18 protein-coding genes, 1 tRNA gene and 1 pseudogene are annotated in these 14,771 nt (G+C 34.2%); 12 read left to right on the top strand and 8 right to left on the bottom strand.

The window, feature by feature from the left end; all coding sequences use genetic code 11:
- Positions 1-8 precede the first annotated feature (8 nt).
- From QOX03_RS09135 to kbl, 3 genes are all read left to right on the top strand, one after another.
- On the top strand, positions 9-236 hold the full coding sequence (locus tag QOX03_RS09135; RefSeq protein WP_283670893.1) for a hypothetical protein: 228 nt from the start codon (positions 9-11) through the stop codon (positions 234-236).
- Positions 233-1,210 carry a LuxE/PaaK family acyltransferase gene (locus tag QOX03_RS09130; protein WP_283670892.1) on the top strand — a complete coding sequence of 326 codons (978 nt, stop codon included), beginning with the start codon at positions 233-235 and terminating at the stop codon, positions 1,208-1,210. Before QOX03_RS09135 ends, QOX03_RS09130 begins: the two co-directional genes overlap by 4 nt.
- A 223-nt stretch (positions 1,211-1,433) precedes the next feature.
- Positions 1,434-2,630, top strand: coding sequence for a glycine C-acetyltransferase (gene kbl / locus QOX03_RS09125; protein ID WP_119057375.1), 1,197 nt, complete (start codon positions 1,434-1,436; stop codon positions 2,628-2,630).
- Positions 2,631-2,713: 83 nt separating this feature from the next.
- Here the strand turns inward: kbl and ruvC are convergent, their stop codons facing one another.
- Positions 2,714-3,265 (bottom strand): crossover junction endodeoxyribonuclease RuvC, encoded by a 552-nt coding sequence (gene ruvC, locus QOX03_RS09120; protein WP_283671767.1) that lies wholly within the window; start codon positions 3,263-3,265, stop codon positions 2,714-2,716.
- Between the two features lie 82 nt (positions 3,266-3,347).
- Between ruvC and QOX03_RS09115 the strand changes: the two genes are divergently transcribed.
- Entirely contained in the window at positions 3,348-3,926 is a 579-nt protein-coding gene (locus QOX03_RS09115; RefSeq protein ID WP_283670891.1) for a formyltransferase family protein, read from the top strand.
- On the opposite strand, the gene aat is transcribed toward QOX03_RS09115, so the two are convergent.
- The 4 genes from aat to QOX03_RS09095 all read right to left on the bottom strand — a co-directional run bounded on the left by aat (position 3,909) and on the right by QOX03_RS09095 (position 7,993).
- Positions 3,909-4,535, bottom strand: coding sequence for a leucyl/phenylalanyl-tRNA--protein transferase (gene aat, locus QOX03_RS09110; protein ID WP_283670890.1), 627 nt, complete (start codon positions 4,533-4,535; stop codon positions 3,909-3,911). The two genes, QOX03_RS09115 and aat, sit on opposite strands and share 18 nt — an antisense overlap.
- A 60-nt stretch (positions 4,536-4,595) precedes the next feature.
- Positions 4,596-5,354, bottom strand: a complete 759-nt coding sequence (locus QOX03_RS09105; protein WP_283670889.1) for an OmpA family protein — start codon at positions 5,352-5,354, stop codon at positions 4,596-4,598.
- 21 nt (positions 5,355-5,375) lie between these two features.
- Entirely contained in the window at positions 5,376-7,532 is a 2,157-nt protein-coding gene (locus tag QOX03_RS09100; RefSeq protein ID WP_283670888.1) for an outer membrane beta-barrel protein, read from the bottom strand.
- Between the two features lie 92 nt (positions 7,533-7,624).
- Positions 7,625-7,993 carry a DUF3127 domain-containing protein gene (locus QOX03_RS09095; protein ID WP_283670887.1) on the bottom strand — a complete coding sequence of 123 codons (369 nt, stop codon included), beginning with the start codon at positions 7,991-7,993 and terminating at the stop codon, positions 7,625-7,627.
- A 106-nt stretch (positions 7,994-8,099) separates the two neighbouring features.
- Between QOX03_RS09095 and QOX03_RS09090 the strand changes: the two genes are divergently transcribed.
- Both QOX03_RS09090 and QOX03_RS09085 read left to right on the top strand, forming a co-directional pair.
- A tRNA-Leu gene (locus QOX03_RS09090) sits at positions 8,100-8,181 on the top strand.
- A gap of 103 nt (positions 8,182-8,284) precedes the next feature.
- On the top strand, positions 8,285-9,496 hold the full coding sequence (locus QOX03_RS09085; RefSeq protein WP_283670886.1) for a tyrosine-type recombinase/integrase: 1,212 nt from the start codon (positions 8,285-8,287) through the stop codon (positions 9,494-9,496).
- Between the two features lie 53 nt (positions 9,497-9,549).
- On the opposite strand, the gene QOX03_RS09080 is transcribed toward QOX03_RS09085, so the two are convergent.
- Positions 9,550-10,002, bottom strand: a complete 453-nt coding sequence (locus tag QOX03_RS09080; protein ID WP_283670885.1) for a hypothetical protein — start codon at positions 10,000-10,002, stop codon at positions 9,550-9,552.
- Positions 10,003-10,045: 43 nt separating this feature from the next.
- Positions 10,046-10,204, bottom strand: coding sequence for a hypothetical protein (locus QOX03_RS09075; RefSeq protein WP_165846407.1), 159 nt, complete (start codon positions 10,202-10,204; stop codon positions 10,046-10,048).
- 324 nt (positions 10,205-10,528) lie between these two features.
- On the opposite strand from QOX03_RS09075, the gene QOX03_RS09070 reads away from it, so the two are divergent.
- The 6 genes and pseudogenes from QOX03_RS09070 (at position 10,529) to QOX03_RS09045 (ending at position 14,097) form a co-directional block, all read left to right on the top strand.
- On the top strand, positions 10,529-10,735 hold the full coding sequence (locus tag QOX03_RS09070; protein WP_119058936.1) for a RelB antitoxin-like protein: 207 nt from the start codon (positions 10,529-10,531) through the stop codon (positions 10,733-10,735).
- A gap of 63 nt (positions 10,736-10,798) precedes the next feature.
- Positions 10,799-11,053: a toxin-antitoxin system HicB family antitoxin gene (locus tag QOX03_RS09065; protein ID WP_119058937.1), complete on the top strand. Its 255-nt coding sequence runs from the start codon at positions 10,799-10,801 to the stop codon at positions 11,051-11,053.
- A 76-nt stretch (positions 11,054-11,129) separates the two neighbouring features.
- Positions 11,130-11,321, top strand: coding sequence for a Txe/YoeB family addiction module toxin (locus QOX03_RS09060; protein ID WP_245952910.1), 192 nt, complete (start codon positions 11,130-11,132; stop codon positions 11,319-11,321).
- A gap of 808 nt (positions 11,322-12,129) precedes the next feature.
- The gene (locus QOX03_RS09055) at positions 12,130-12,477 is read left to right on the top strand and encodes a hypothetical protein (RefSeq protein ID WP_119058938.1); all 348 of its coding nucleotides are present in this window, start codon (positions 12,130-12,132) and stop codon (positions 12,475-12,477) included.
- A pseudogene (locus tag QOX03_RS09050) lies at positions 12,462-12,545 on the top strand (hypothetical protein); the annotation flags it as partial. The gene QOX03_RS09055 and the pseudogene QOX03_RS09050, both read left to right, overlap by 16 nt.
- A 493-nt stretch (positions 12,546-13,038) precedes the next feature.
- Positions 13,039-14,097 carry an FISUMP domain-containing protein gene (locus QOX03_RS09045; RefSeq protein ID WP_283670883.1) on the top strand — a complete coding sequence of 353 codons (1,059 nt, stop codon included), beginning with the start codon at positions 13,039-13,041 and terminating at the stop codon, positions 14,095-14,097.
- A 117-nt stretch (positions 14,098-14,214) separates the two neighbouring features.
- Here the strand turns inward: QOX03_RS09045 and QOX03_RS09040 are convergent, their stop codons facing one another.
- Positions 14,215-14,643, bottom strand: a complete 429-nt coding sequence (locus QOX03_RS09040; protein ID WP_245952969.1) for an integrase core domain-containing protein — start codon at positions 14,641-14,643, stop codon at positions 14,215-14,217.
- Positions 14,644-14,771: the final 128 nt, after the last annotated feature.

The raw sequence follows: 14,771 nt of genomic DNA, 5'->3' as shown, positions 1-14,771 counted from the left end.
AAAGGGATTTGGAGACAGGATTTAATATAGTTACAACAATTTTGATTTTTCCTTTTTTAAATTTAATTACAAATTTTGCCAATCAAAAAGCGCAAGGGCATAATGGGGAAAAATTGGAATTTCATAAAACAAGTTTGGGCATGATGCGAGCGCTCTACTACCGTGAGTTGATTCAGAATTATGAAATCATAGGCGACCACATTTTTAAAGCAAATCAACCTCTGAAACAACAATGAATTTAGCCATATTACAAATCAAGACAGAAAAGGAATTTTTAGCTCAGGCTTTAAAAACTTTTAATGAACAATACCAGAACAATAAAGTTTATCAAGAATTTGTAAATCGACTCAATATCAATCCGCAAAGCGTTGAAAAGATAGAAGAAATACCATTTTTACCCGTGGAATTTTTTAAAAGCTTTAAAATTTCTACCCAAAAGTCGCCGTTTGATAAAATCTTTACCAGTTCTGGGACTACAGGTAGCACGCCGAGCAGACATTATGTGAAAAACATTCAAGATTATTACGATGAATTAGACGCTGGATTTGAATATTTTTTTGGTAATTTCACCGATTATGAGGTTTTACCATTACTTCCCGCTTATGCCGAACGAAACGGCTCTTCACTCATCGAAATGGTCAACTACTGGATGCGAAAAACGCAACAAAAAAACACAGAATTCTATTTGTACAACCATCAAGATTTAAGCAAGAGATTAGAACAATTGTCTCATTCCCCCAAAAAAATTATTCTGATAGGAGTTTCTTTTGCGTTATTAGATTTTGCTGAGAAATTTTCTAAGCCTTTAAAAATTCAGCATTTAATAGAAACTGGGGGGATGAAGGGTAGAAAAAAAGAAATCACACGTGAGGAATTACATGAGAGGCTAAAGAACGCTTTTGATTTGCCGCACATCGTTTCAGAATACGGGATGACGGAGCTGCTCTCACAGGCGTATGCTTTAAAAGACGGTGTTTTTGAAACTCCTCCTTGGATGAAGATTCTAATCCGAGACCCAGAAGACCCATTCAATTATTTGCCCAATACTGCCACTGGCGGAATCAATATAATCGATTTAGCAAACCAAGGCAGTTGCTCGTTTATCGCTGTACAAGATTTAGGCAGAAAGTCGAAAGATGGGAGAGGCTTTGAAGTTTTGGGAAGGTTTGATTTTAGTGACGTTCGTGGATGTAATTTAATGGCGTTATAAATTTTTTCTAAGGCTTAAAAAATTCTTTAACTTTAAGCAGTGTTTTAGGGGGGTGTTTAAATAGAGAAATGAGACAAAAAAGATGAAAAATATACGGTTAAAATTTAAGTAGAATCTTACTTAAGACTTAATTTTAACTTAAAAAAAGTAGAAAAATGAAGGAAAAAGCTCCGCTCAAAGAAAAAGAAATGACAACAGAAATCATATTTAAATCTTAAATCATATGTATAGCGAAAAGTTAAAAAACCATTTGCAGACTGAACTTAATCAACTGAAAGACCAAGGCTTGTATAAAAAAGAGAGAGTCATCTCTTCACCACAATCAGCGGAAATCACCTTAGAAAACGGGAAGAAATTACTGAATTTTTGTGCAAATAATTACTTAGGTTTATCAGACCACCCTGATGTGGTGGCGGCAAGTAAGGCCACTGCAGATTCGCATGGGTTTGGTATGTCTAGCGTTCGGTTTATTTGTGGAACGCAAGATATTCACAAGCAATTGGAGAAGAAGATAGCAGATTTTTTAGGTTTAGAAGACACCATTTTATACGCGGCAGCTTTTGATGCTAACGGAGGTGTTTTCGAGCCGCTATTAACGGCAGAAGATGCTATTATTTCAGATGAATTGAATCACGCCTCTATCATCGATGGTGTACGCCTATGCAAAGCAGCGCGGTACAGATACAAAAATAATGACATGGCAAGCCTAGAAGAGCAATTGAAAAAGGCGAGTGGAGAGAATCACCGTTTTAAAATCATTGTGACCGATGGCGTTTTTTCTATGGATGGGCTGGTAGCAAACTTGAAAGGAATCTGCGATTTGGCCGATAAATATGATGCTTTGGTGATGGTAGATGATTGCCATGCAACAGGATTTATGGGTGAAAACGGCCGCGGAACGCACGAGTATAATGATGTAATGGGTCGAGTAGATATCATCACAGGAACTCTAGGGAAAGCTTTAGGCGGTGCAATGGGCGGATTTACTTGCTCTAAAAAAGAAATTATAGAGATGCTACGGCAAAAATCACGCCCATATTTATTCTCTAACTCTTTGGCACCGAGCATTGTTGGAGCATCACTGAAAGTCTTTGAAATGCTAGAGACTAATACTGACTTGAGAGATAAAGTGATGAACAATGCCAACTATTTCAGAAAATCGATGAAAGAAGCTGGTTTTGATATCATCGAAGGCGATGCAGCCATTGTTCCCGTGATGCTGTATGATGCTAAATTATCTCAAGAAATGGCAAATAAATTATTGAAAGAAGGTGTTTATGTGATAGGATTCTTCTACCCAGTAGTGCCAAAAGGAAAGGCAAGAATTCGAGTTCAGTTATCGGCAGCACACACCAGAGAACAGCTTGACCATACGCTGGAAGCCTTCAAAAAAGTAGGGAAAGAATTGGGCGTTATTTAAAAATTTTTAAAGCCTTAGAAAAAAATAGAAAAATCTGTAGTATACTTCTAAATATTACAGATTTTTTTAAAGCCTTCAAAAAATTATTTGATTCTCTTTGAGTTCTGTTTCACAAAAGCCTCCCAGTTCGAGTAAGATTTTTCTGAGGAATCTCTGCCGCTATTGAAATGATGGCAAACCGCTGCAGCCAAACCATCGGTAGAATCTAGATTAGTTGGTAAAGTTTTAATATTAAATAGATTCTGTAGCATACCAGCGACCTGTTCTTTGCTGGCATTTCCGTTGCCAGTAATCGCCATTTTTATTTTCTTGGGAGAATATTCTGTAATAGGAATTTCGCGATACAAACCAGCAGCCATAGCAACGCCTTGTGCGCGACCTAATTTAAGCATTGATTGAACGTTTTTACCATAGAATGGAGCTTCAATGGCAATTTCATCAGGGTGAAATTCATCAATTAGATTTAATGTTTTCTCAAAAATTTTTTTTAGTTTCAATTCATGACCAATTACTTTTTTGAGCAATAAATCATCTAGCATGATGAGTTTCATCTTTTGTTGGCAAGTTAGAATCAAACCAAAACCCATGATGTTAGTACCAGGGTCGATCCCTAGAATAATTTTTTCTGAAGTGATTTTATTCATGAAATTTTTTAAGCCTTAAAAAAATGAATTTTAATTCCGTAGGATTTGCAGTAATTTAGCAAAAATTTTATTCATGAAAATTGCTGTACTCGTTTCCGGCGGAGGAACAAATTTACAAGAAATAATTGATGCGATAGAATCGGAACGCTTGTTTGATGTCGAAATTGCTTGTGTGATAGCGGATCGGTCTTGTTTTGCAATAGAAAGAGCTTTAAATCACGGCTTGAGCGTTTGGCAAGTGGAGAGAAATACTCAATTATCTGCAGAAATTGATAAAATTTGTATAGAGAATGAGGTGGACGTGATTGTAATGGCAGGATTTTTATCCATTATTTCAGCTGAATTATGCGAAAAATGGGAGAGAAGGATCATTAATTTGCATCCATCTTTGTTGCCTAAATATGGTGGGAAAGGGATGTTTGGGAATAAGGTTTTAGAAGCTGTTTTAGAAAATAAGGAAGAAAAAAGCGGGGCGACGGTGCATTATGTAACGGCTGGCGTTGATGAGGGAGATATAATCAGCCAAATGTCTTTTGAAATTCCAAAAAATGCAAATTTAGAATGGATGGCAAATAAATTGGGTGAAGTCGAAAAGCCACTTTTGATTGCCGCAATTGATAAACTTTCTAAAAAATTATTTGAGAAATTTTAAATACTCTCTTATTGGAATTTCTCGAGCGCCTAAACTAGCAAGGTGAGGGGTATATATTTGGCAGTCAATTACATCAAAAGAATTTTCTAAAATCCACCAGATAAAGCCAGCTTTGGATGCATTACTTTCTTTTGCAAACATGCTCTCACCACAAAAAACATTTTTGATTTGTACCCCATAGAGACCGCCAACTAATTGACTTTTTTGGTTCCAAACTTCAACGCTATGTGCAAGCCCAAGATGGTGTAAATGAGTATAATATTCAATGATTTCATTACCGATCCAAGAGCCCTTTTGATCTTTTCTTTGAATATCTCTGCAGTTTTTGATAATAGATTGAAATTCTTGATTATAACTGAAATGAAAGACTTCATCTCGTATAATCTTTCGCATAGATTTACTTATTTTCAATTCATTAGGGAATAAGACCATCCGTGGATTAGTCGCATACCAAAAGACGGGTTCTCCTGGATTGTACCAAGGGAAGATACCGTTAGAATAAGCTTCAACTAGACGGGTAATACTCAAGTGTTCAGAAATGGCTAATAACCCAGATTCATCAGCTTGGTCAACAGGAGGGAAAAATTGATTTGAATTTAAAAAATACATAGATAAAAAAACTGCCCTAAAATTTAAATTAGAGCAGTTTTTAAGTTTATATAAAAAAAGTTATTTAATCACTACGCTCATATCCACGCGTCTTGCGCCCTCTTCTGAAGTTGAGTGATCTTCTCCGTAAAAGGAAGCTTCTAGTCGATTTTCTGCAATTCCACTTTTGCGAAGTTCTTTCAATACACTTTCAGATCTTCTCATAGAAAGAGCCTTGTTATACTCAACATTTCCTCTTGGACTTGCATAACCTTTTAGTAAAACAGAAAGTTCTGGATTTTTTCTCAAAACATCTGCTACATCTTTAATGTAAGCAATATCTTCGGTAGAAATAACGTCAGAGTCATTGGCAAAGAAAACCTGTCTTTTAAAGTGTCTATATTTGGTCAGCAAATCTTCTAGATAAGATCTTCGCTCTTTGCTTATTTGAGCAGGTGCTCCTGCTTCAGAACCTTCCGCTAGAGATTGATAGGGAGCTTGTCCTGCATCACTGATGATTGTACTATTATCTTTACCTTTAGCTAAATTTGAGTGATAAAAACCCATCATTAGCATGTCAATTCTTTGATTTAATCGATCAAATTCAGATTGATTAATACCACGAGAATTGCTATTGCAAGAATTTAATGGCATTAGGCTTGCACCATTTTTTGCTCTAAGATTTTCTAATTTCTTTTCTGCAATTAACTTTAAAAAAGATTCAAGTTCAGCTTTTGTCATTACAATTTCACTGTCGGAACGGTCTTGCCTGTTTTGGGCAAGGCCGTTGATTGACAGTAATAATGTAAGGACAAGTCCTGTTATTTTTAATTTAATCATTGTCCTTTTTTTTTATTTTAATTAAAGTGAGAATTTATAACCTAAAGTTACCACGTTGATTTTAGCTAAATCAAGAGCGGTATAATCAAGGTATAAACGACCATCTAAAACATCGATAGAAGTTCCAACTAATAAGTTTGCACCGAAGTTACCATTATTGCTAATGCTGTTATAGCCTATACCTGCACCGATGTAAGGGTTTACAATAAATGATCTAGTGAAATCAAAGTTGTACAATAGGTTAGCATTAACCCCAAAAGCAGAGGCTCCTCCGAGTCCTACAGTAAGGTTTGGTTGAAATTCAAAGTTTGAATTAGTGAAGCCATAGTGCCCACGGATACCCAAGTTGAATGAAGTTCCTTTGCCGAAACCAACTCCTGTATTTAGAGACCAACCTTTATCTATTAACATAGATGTTGCAATTCCAGTTTCTCCATCTTCGTCAGTAACTGCTACAGGCTGCGTAACACTCTTTACATTATCATTAGTATTTGCAATAGGTTGGTTGTTACCTCCGCTTACTATAGTAGTTTTATCTTGATCTTGAGAAACAGCGTTGGTGTTCAAACGATACATCTCAATTTTATTGTTCAAACGATCTAATTCATTTAAAATTCTTTCGTTTGTTACATTTCCATTAGAAGATTTTACATTATCACTTCTTAATAAAAGACGCTCTAATCTATCAATTCTTTCTTCATCTGATAAGTTTTTTTCAACGTCGTTCAAAACCTTGTCAACTAAAGACTCTAACTCTTTTGGAGTTAACCTAACTCTTGACTCATCAAATTTATTAGAATAATTACCTCTGCCTTCTAGCTCTCGTTTTTCTCTGATGATGCGAGCTGCTTTTTCAGAATCATTGTCGTTGTAAGCTTTTTTTAATTCACGCTCCAATTCATCAATTCTATCTTCAAATTTAGAGTATCTCACTTCCCTTTCGCTTAGCTTTCTGCTAAGGACTTCATCTTCATTAGCTGTAGCTCCTATTTTAATTCTCAACCCAGCATTATACATTGTATGTTGCATTAACTCATCAGGAGTTCTAATGTTGTTTAGATTGTTTTTATTTTTCTCAGTAGTATAAAGTAGATTAGCAGAACCAAAAGCCTCGAAGTTGCTTCCTAAAGGAACACTAATACCCAAACCACCTTTAGCAAAATAGCTAGATTGGTTAGTTGCAGCTCTACTTCCTTTGTAGTTACCATAAACATTCAAGTAACCACCACCAAGAGTGATATACGGAGAAATTCCTCTAGCAACATTGAGTCTAGCAAGAATTTCACCACCGTACATAGACATATCATCCCAATCGGTTGAAATTTTCTCATCTTTTGTAGCTTGGTAGTAGAAACCTCTAACGCCGATATACTGATTTAAATCAAAACCAGCTGCACCACCTAACATATAAGTGTTTCGGTAGTTACTATTTTTATTGAAGTCAATATAATTTCCGCCCGGTTCCAAAACTAATTTAAATCCACTTAAACCACCAGAGAACTTACGCAAATAAGCTCGGTCAAGTTCAGTCAATTTACCAGGCTCTCGACCACCAAGATAAATTTGTAGACCAGCTAAAGCAGACCAGTTCATCATTCTTTCTTCTTTAGTATTATTAATTAGCCCACCAAAATTATTTTTGTCAGACTCTCTAAATAGAATATTTGTTCTATCAAGATTGAACATGGTGTTTTTTGCCTCAAGATTTAAAACAATTCGATCTCCTAAATTAATTTTAGTTCCCAATCCTCCAGAAACAAAAACCTGCTCCATTTTAGGGATATGGTCTCCGTCAAGTTTCTGAACACCAGCACCTAAAGTTAAGTAAGGAGCAAAGCTTCCGCCTGTAGGGATATTTCCTTTGAATTCACCCCCGATTCTCTCAACGCCTACTTTTCTGCTTTGAAATTGGTTTTTAAACTGATCACTTAACCCGTCGATTTTATCTACAGTGTTTTTCAGATCTATAGATTTCTCGTAAGTTCCTCTCAATTCAAAATACTCTCCGAAGCCAAATCCAACGCGACCACCGACCATAAGACCGTCTTTTATCGCCGTATTGTTGTCAAACCAATTGTAGCTCGCCGTTGGTGAAAGTGTAACACTAATGTCTTCTACTTGAGCATTTGCCTGAATGCCTAAAAAGGCAAGTGCGGAACAAATAATTGTTCTTTTCATTTTTATGATTTTTTTAAATAGTTTTATTTTTTATTACAATATCTATGCCTAAACATCTTTTTTTGATGATGAAAAATGTTAAATTTCTGAAATTAAAATGGCAAGTCATCTTCCTTGTCACCATCTGCTGATAAGTCATTAAATTCTGAATTAAAATCAGCAGGTGGAGGTGTGTTCTCGCTAGATTGGTCCAATCTCTCAATACGCCAACCAACGATGGAATTAAAATACTTCACAACTCCTTCAGGATTTGTCCATTCTCTACCACGCAAATTCACACTGATTTTCACATCATCACCCACATTAAACTTATCAAGCAAATCTGTGCGATCTTGGTGAAATTCTATCGCCAAAGTCTGCGGATATTGTTCTTGCGTCAGTAAAATTAATTCCTTTTTGGTGAACCCACTGCTAAAAGTTTGCAGATCAAAAATTTTTTTAATTTTTCCTGTTACCTCCATAAGGTTATTTTGTGCAAATGTAAAAAAAATTTTTAAGCCTTGAAAAAATGTTTTGATTAAATCAATAATACTTTATATATTTGCAAACTCAATTCTAAATCTAATTGCGGGTGTGGTGGAATTGGTAGACACGCTAGACTTAGGATCTAGTGCCGCAAGGTGTGGGGGTTCGAGTCCCTTCACCCGCACTTTTTAACTGAAAGCCGTACCACATTAGGCTTTCAGTTATTTTTTACAAAATGCGTAAGGCTGTTGTTTTGTTAGACGTTTAATAAAAACTCTAATATAAAAATGGCAGATAAAATATTACTCCCTAATGGTTGTTCAATGTCAAAACCCTCCGTAAATCCTAAGAATTGGGAAACTGGCGGACGTGAACTCCTTAAAAAAAATTGGCAAATTCAATTTTATTTCTACGACCCTGAATTTGAAGAATCTCATCCGTATGGCAAATTGATTGCCGTTCGTGGCATGAACGATTTTAAAACTCTAAAAGATAGAAGAGATATTACACGGGGGTTAATTGAACAGGAAATTAACGCTTGTCTGAACGGCTACAATCACTTTACAAAATCTTACATCGGCGAAAATGAATTTGATTATGAAATTGAACCTAATACTGGTTTTATAAAAGCATTATGGAAAGCTTGTGATTTATTAAATGTATGTAATGGTACTTTATCAGGTGTTAAAACAACGATTAGACACATTGAAAAATCGGCAAAACAATTACGAATTCACGAGCATCCAATTTGCGAAATTAAAAGGCGGAACGTAAAGGCATGTTTGGATTTGGTGGAGAAAAAAAGTAAATCTGAAAGTAATTATAGATATAATAGAAATCGTGCACATCTTCATATGCTTTTCAAGATTCTAGTAGAATATGAAACAATTGATACTAATGTTATTCGTGATATTTCTAAGCGTGTGCAGATAAAAAAACAGCGAGAAATTATAACTATTGAAGATTTTAGAAAAGTTCAAGATTATTTATTAAAAGAAAATTACAATTTCTACCGATACGCTATGATTTTTTTCCTCGCTGGAGTTCGTTCAACCGAGCTTCTGTCGGTTCAGAAAAAACACGTTGATTTTGAAAATCGTGAATATAAGGTGCTGATTAAAAAAGGTAAGCAATATGTTTGGGAAACGAAAGCTATAATATTACCAGCGGTTAAATATTGGGACGATATTTTAAAGGATTGCCAAAATGATGAACATTATTTATTCTCTGACAATTTTGAGCCTGGTCACAAAAAATCATATGTCAAAAAACCATCACGCTGGTGGAAAGAAAATATAAAAGATAGATTAGGCATTACGGCAGATTTCTACACGCTCAAACATCTTTTTTTAGATTTAGTAGACGCGCAAAACAATTCTGATTTTGACCAAGCAAAAAGCATCGCTAATCATAGAAGCAGTAGTATGACCGATATTTATCGCACAGGTAGAAAGAAAAGGGAGCTTGAAATGCTTAAGCAAATAAATATAAGTGTGTAAAAAAGCATTCAAAAATTAGAATGCTTTAATAAAATAAGATTTAAAAAATGTTATTATTCCCTAAAATCACGATTCAGCTCAAATACTTTGAAGTACCAATAAAATGAGGCCCTTACGGATTTAGTCATTCCACGTTCGCCAGACAAGTACAAAGAAAGTTGAGATTTATCATAAGCTAAATGACTGGTAATATCACTACGTTTTAATCCGAATTCATTCATTTTTTCTACTATCCAATTGGGTGTAATGTTTTCGACATCTAATGAATAGACAACAGGAATTACTTTTATCCTTAATCCCGTTGGTTCAAATATTTCTTTAGCTCGTCCTATTAGCTGCTTTTTGTTCAATACAAATCCATTAATAAGGCGACCTTGTTTTATTTTCACGAGTATAAAATCTTGATCCATCTCAAGTATATCAACATCAATTCCCATACGTTTATAATTGGCTATTGATTTAGATACGGATTGGTTTACTATCGTTTTCTGTGCTATTTCTTTCATAATTTTAAATCTAAAAAGCAAGGGAGAGGGACTTTCGTCCCTTTTAGATTTTTATTTCTTTTAAATTAGTTAAGTCAAAGATTGCAAGTTGTTGATTTTCTTTTGCAAATATAAAACAAAAGTTTGCAATACGCAAACTTTTTAAAGATTTATTTTTATTTTTTTGCTGTTCTATTTCTTCGTAACTATTACTTTTAAACATATCGGTTGTTTTATATTAAATCCTTTAGAATAATTTAAAAGACTTTAAAAATTTATTACCTACCCATGCAAGGACTAATACTAAGCCTAAAATAGAAAGAACTATAAAAAGGATTTTATTCCCTCTTTTTTTTACTTCTTTACTCTTTATCTCTGTCTTGATGTTTTCTTGCTTTTTTTCCTATCATATATTTTTTTATCTTTGTTCCACCTGTGAAGGAGGAAATTGGCTCTACTGAGGAGCAACCAATCAGCACCGAAAGTCACGTACATTATACACAAGTGAACCGCTCGTTTTGCGGGCGGTTTTTTTTAAAAAATTATTATGATAGCTATAAATCCGAAATACATTACCAACGAAAAAGGGGATAAAATTTCTGCTATTCTTCCGATGAAAGATTATAAAAAAATGATTTCTATAATTGAGGAATTTGAAGATATAAAACTTTTTGATGAAAGTATGTCGGATAAAACCAAAGCCGTTCCTATGGATAAAGCTTTTGCTCAAATTGAAGAAAAAAGTATATCTTAAATCATTTCCCGAACAATCGGGATTTGGTTTTTTTTATTACATTTGCATACAAATGATATCACAATGAATACACGTACCACAAAAAAAGTAACCTCATTAAGACTAACTCAAGACTTATACAAGAGGATAAAAAATCAAGCGAAAAAGGAAAATAGAAGTGTAAACAATTATATTGAAAATATCCTTTTAGAAAAGATAGGGGGTAAGATTGAAATGACTAAAGCTGAATACAAAGGAATGCTAAACCAGTCAAAACAATCAACATCCTATTCGCTGAATCCTGAAGAAGAAAAAAAACTGTTTGATGAATTGCTATGAGTTATGAAATAATTTATCAAGAGAAGTTTTTAGAAGATTTGAAAAGACATAGTAAGTCTGGACAAAAAAACTTGTATTGAAAATACAGCAATTCATTGAAGAAATACGTGAAAATCCTCGTGATGGAACTGGACAACCCGAACAATTAAAGTTTATGGAAAATGAAACCTGGTCAAGGCGTGTGAATTCAAAGCATCGTTTCACATATGAAGTAGGTGAAAATAAAATAATACTTCTTTCTGCATATGGGCATTATTCCGATAAATAGCCTTTTCTTTTTTTAGCGCAACTTTTTTTCTTTTTTTTCACCTCTTTGCTTAAGTCAATTTTAAAATTTTTTTCACTTGTGGTAATGTTCTAAATGCTAAAAAAACCTTCAAATTTGTGAGTTACCTTTAAAGTCAATACTTACTATTGACTTACCGACTGTTTTTAAAAACGCCGCAATCCCTTTCATATTCTACATTTGCGAAAATTGTAAAAGCTCTAACTATGAGTTGCCTAAGTGTTTCACCTACTGATACACTTTAGTTAAATTATGGTTAAATTATGGTTAAAAAATTTTTTTTTAGAAAGTAAACCAATATTTTATCTCTATATCTTTTATTTCTAATATATTTATTAAAAAAAAGAAAGATAGATATATATTTTTTTTCTTTTTGGTTCTTTTTCTTTTTTTTTCTGTTATTTTTTTTGACTTATTTAGGTGCTATGGCTAAAAAAAAACTAATTCTCTTTTTTTTGTATTATATTGATTTACAATTAGATGAAGAGCTCTTCATCTAATTTTTTCACAAAATTATATAAAATACTGAATATCATGTTTTTATAAAATTTAAGACCTCTTAAAATTTGTTTCGCAAGATGTGTATTTGTGCACACAAAATTTTAAAAAATTTTTGCTTCAAATACCATCTTGCCCTTACGGGGTAAAAATCTTCGGAACTCCGATTTTTTTAGTTTTTTTTCAAAAAACTTTTGGTGTCATACAGTGTCATATTTGTTGAGTGTAAATAATTGATATTGTGTGTCTTAAAATTTATTTCTAAGTTTGTGAACACAATTCTAAGGTTAGTATGAAAAATACCAGAGTGGTAGTTAGATTGGCAGAAGAAGATAAGCAACGCTGGGTGAAAATGTGTGAAAAAAGAGGAATTTCATTAACAGATTTAGTTATAAGTTCTGTTGAAGAAAAAATGATGAAGGATGAGAAATTAGGATTAATGAAGTTCATTGAATTACAAGACAATTACTTTTTAAAAGTTCAGAACAATATCAATCAATTTGCAAAACATGCAAATACTCAACAAAGGGTAGGGGAGGCATCGTTGAGGGAATTTAATGAACTCTTGAAGCAGGTTCAAATATTTAAAATCCCAACCAGTCCAGAATTAAATATGCGAACACTTACAAACGATTTGTAGAAAATAAATTAAGGGAGAAATTCAACTTCTCGGGCGTGCCAATTCAAATTTATTTCAGAAAAAAATAATTCTCCTAAGGAAAAACCAAAAAACGCCAATTCTCAAAAATTTCTAAAGCCTTTAAAAAAAATCCCCAGCCTCAAAAAAAACAAATTTGCATAATTCAAAAACGTAAAATACATTTGCGGGCAGGTTGAGAAAAGAAAAATCTCAACGGAAAGTTTTAACAAAAAAAATAACGAAATCTTAACAAATGAAATTTGTGAGTTTCAAAATAAAGTGTAAACACACACACAAGTAATGAGCTAAACAACTCATTATCAATAACTTATAATAATTTATTGCTTCCCTGCGGGAGCGAACCGCAAAGCCGTGCAAGAAAATCTTGTGCGGTTTTTCTATTTTCACCTGTGTGAAAGTAGTAATTTCTTCAAAAAGAAGAGCCTCACGGGGTGGGGCTCTTTCTAAATGAAGAAGCAAAAAAAAGTTGAAAAAAAACAGCAAAAATTGAATTAAGAAAAGAATAAATCAATAAAATATTAACCAAAAAAAATAAAAAAAATGAAGAAATTATTATTTTCTTTAGCCGTAATATCAGCGGTTGCGGTTACCGCTCAGGTGGGCATTAACACAGATACTCCACAGGCGACATTAGACATCAGCGCAAAAGACAACCAAGAAGGTGGTGACTTGCGCATAGAAGGTGTTAAGGAGGGAAAATCTACCCAATGGCTTTTAGTTTGGGATGAAAAAGATAATAAGCTGGTGAAGCGTACAAGTCTTTCAGAGATTAAAAGAGAAATATTGAATGAGATAAGGATAGATTATATTCGTAAGAAGTATCCAGACAGAGCAGGGGATATCATCAATAAAATCAAACGATGTGCACCAGAAAATATACTTTTTGATAGGCACTTTGGTGACGGCAAGCATGATTTTGTGTATTGCGCTACAACTGTAAGCGGAGACGGCTACAGTAGAACATGGCTCAACCTCAACCTTGGAGCAGAATACGCCAACATAAATAGTCCTCACTTTAACCCTACCTTTAGTGAAACAGGAGAAACTATCCACAGTGACGAAAATCTCTACGGTTCATTATACCAATGGCAGAGAGCGAGTGATGGGCATGAGTTTAGGAATAATAAACAAACTACCGATAAAAAACCCCAAAGTTGGACAGCCACAGGCGATGCAGCAGGGAAGTTTATTACTGGAGGCTTTAACTGGGTAGACGGAGGTGAAAGGGCATTAGGTTCAGATTTAGAGTTGTGGAGAGCAGCAGGCGGATATAATAACCCTTGCCCGTCAGGTTACCATGTTCCGACTGTGCAGGAGTGGGAGGATTTTCATTGGGCTGTAACGGGTAACCGTTCTCATGTTTCTACTAATCAAATACGGACACAGAAGAAGTTACCAAACCTTGCAGCTGCTGGCTACCGTAGCTATTACGGTTCACTGAACTACGGTGGTTCTCACGGGGACTACTGGAGTAGCTCTGCTGACGTCAATATCAACGCTGCTCGCAGCATGTACTTCTACCGTGGCTACAGCGGTACGAAAAACGCCAGCAACCGAGCTGACGGCAACAGCGTGCGTTGCCTCAAGGATGATAATTAAAAAGTAGCGTATAAAGAGAAAACAGGCGTGGTTTACATAAAATCACGCTTGTTTTTTTTACTTAAGTTCAATTTGTAGCGTCCTAAAAAAGCGTTACAATTAATATTACAAAGATATTTAATTTAATTGATGCTGAAAAGCTATCTTTTCAGCATCAATTTTTTTATATGTTTTGATTTTAATTTTATTCTGTTTGTGCATTTGCTGTGGTGTTAAGTAATGACAGGAATAATGAGGTCTTAGATTGTTATATTTATCAATAGCATCTTTAACTAATTGAATTTTATCATGTAAATTATTTCCATAGATATCAATCATAAATTCTTGCTTTAATATGCCATTTACTCGTTCTGCTACGGCATTAGCATAAGGATCGTAACTTTCTGTCATACTACATAAAATATTATTTTCATTTAGCAAGCATTGGTAATCTGTACTACAATATTGTAATCCTCTGTCCGAGTGATGAATTAAAGGTTGTTTATTGTTTTTCTTTCTGCATTTTATTGCTTTTTTCAACGCAGCTAAACTACTTTGAACATCCAAACTGTCAGAAACATCAAATCCTACATAAATTTGTGACTTTACTGCGTTTTCGCTCGTTCCAATAAAGGTTTTAATTTGAAGGTTTTGTTTCATTGCCTTGAAAAACAACTCTATATCACTTGCCCAAG

It is taken from the genome of Candidatus Ornithobacterium hominis (assembly GCF_951229915.1).
Lineage (GTDB): Bacteria > Bacteroidota > Bacteroidia > Flavobacteriales > Weeksellaceae > Ornithobacterium > Ornithobacterium hominis.
The sequence above is the reverse complement of the archived record's forward strand: the minus strand, read 5'-3'. Positions and strand labels throughout refer to the sequence as shown.

Coding starts and splice junctions, on each gene's coding strand:
- QOX03_RS09065 (WP_119058937.1), top strand. CDS start 10,799: ATGAATACACGTACCACAAAAAAAGTAACCTCATTAAGACTAACTCAA.
- QOX03_RS09070 (WP_119058936.1), top strand. CDS start 10,529: ATGATAGCTATAAATCCGAAATACATTACCAACGAAAAAGGGGATAAA.
- QOX03_RS09095 (WP_283670887.1), bottom strand. CDS start 7,993: ATGGAGGTAACAGGAAAAATTAAAAAAATTTTTGATCTGCAAACTTTT.
- QOX03_RS09130 (WP_283670892.1), top strand. CDS start 233: ATGAATTTAGCCATATTACAAATCAAGACAGAAAAGGAATTTTTAGCT.
- QOX03_RS09080 (WP_283670885.1), bottom strand. CDS start 10,002: ATGAAAGAAATAGCACAGAAAACGATAGTAAACCAATCCGTATCTAAA.
- QOX03_RS09085 (WP_283670886.1), top strand. CDS start 8,285: ATGGCAGATAAAATATTACTCCCTAATGGTTGTTCAATGTCAAAACCC.
- kbl (WP_119057375.1), top strand. CDS start 1,434: ATGTATAGCGAAAAGTTAAAAAACCATTTGCAGACTGAACTTAATCAA.
- QOX03_RS09045 (WP_283670883.1), top strand. CDS start 13,039: ATGAAGAAATTATTATTTTCTTTAGCCGTAATATCAGCGGTTGCGGTT.
- QOX03_RS09100 (WP_283670888.1), bottom strand. CDS start 7,532: ATGAAAAGAACAATTATTTGTTCCGCACTTGCCTTTTTAGGCATTCAG.
- QOX03_RS09115 (WP_283670891.1), top strand. CDS start 3,348: ATGAAAATTGCTGTACTCGTTTCCGGCGGAGGAACAAATTTACAAGAA.
- aat (WP_283670890.1), bottom strand. CDS start 4,535: ATGTATTTTTTAAATTCAAATCAATTTTTCCCTCCTGTTGACCAAGCT.
- QOX03_RS09055 (WP_119058938.1), top strand. CDS start 12,130: ATGAAAAATACCAGAGTGGTAGTTAGATTGGCAGAAGAAGATAAGCAA.
- QOX03_RS09105 (WP_283670889.1), bottom strand. CDS start 5,354: ATGATTAAATTAAAAATAACAGGACTTGTCCTTACATTATTACTGTCA.
- QOX03_RS09075 (WP_165846407.1), bottom strand. CDS start 10,204: ATGTTTAAAAGTAATAGTTACGAAGAAATAGAACAGCAAAAAAATAAA.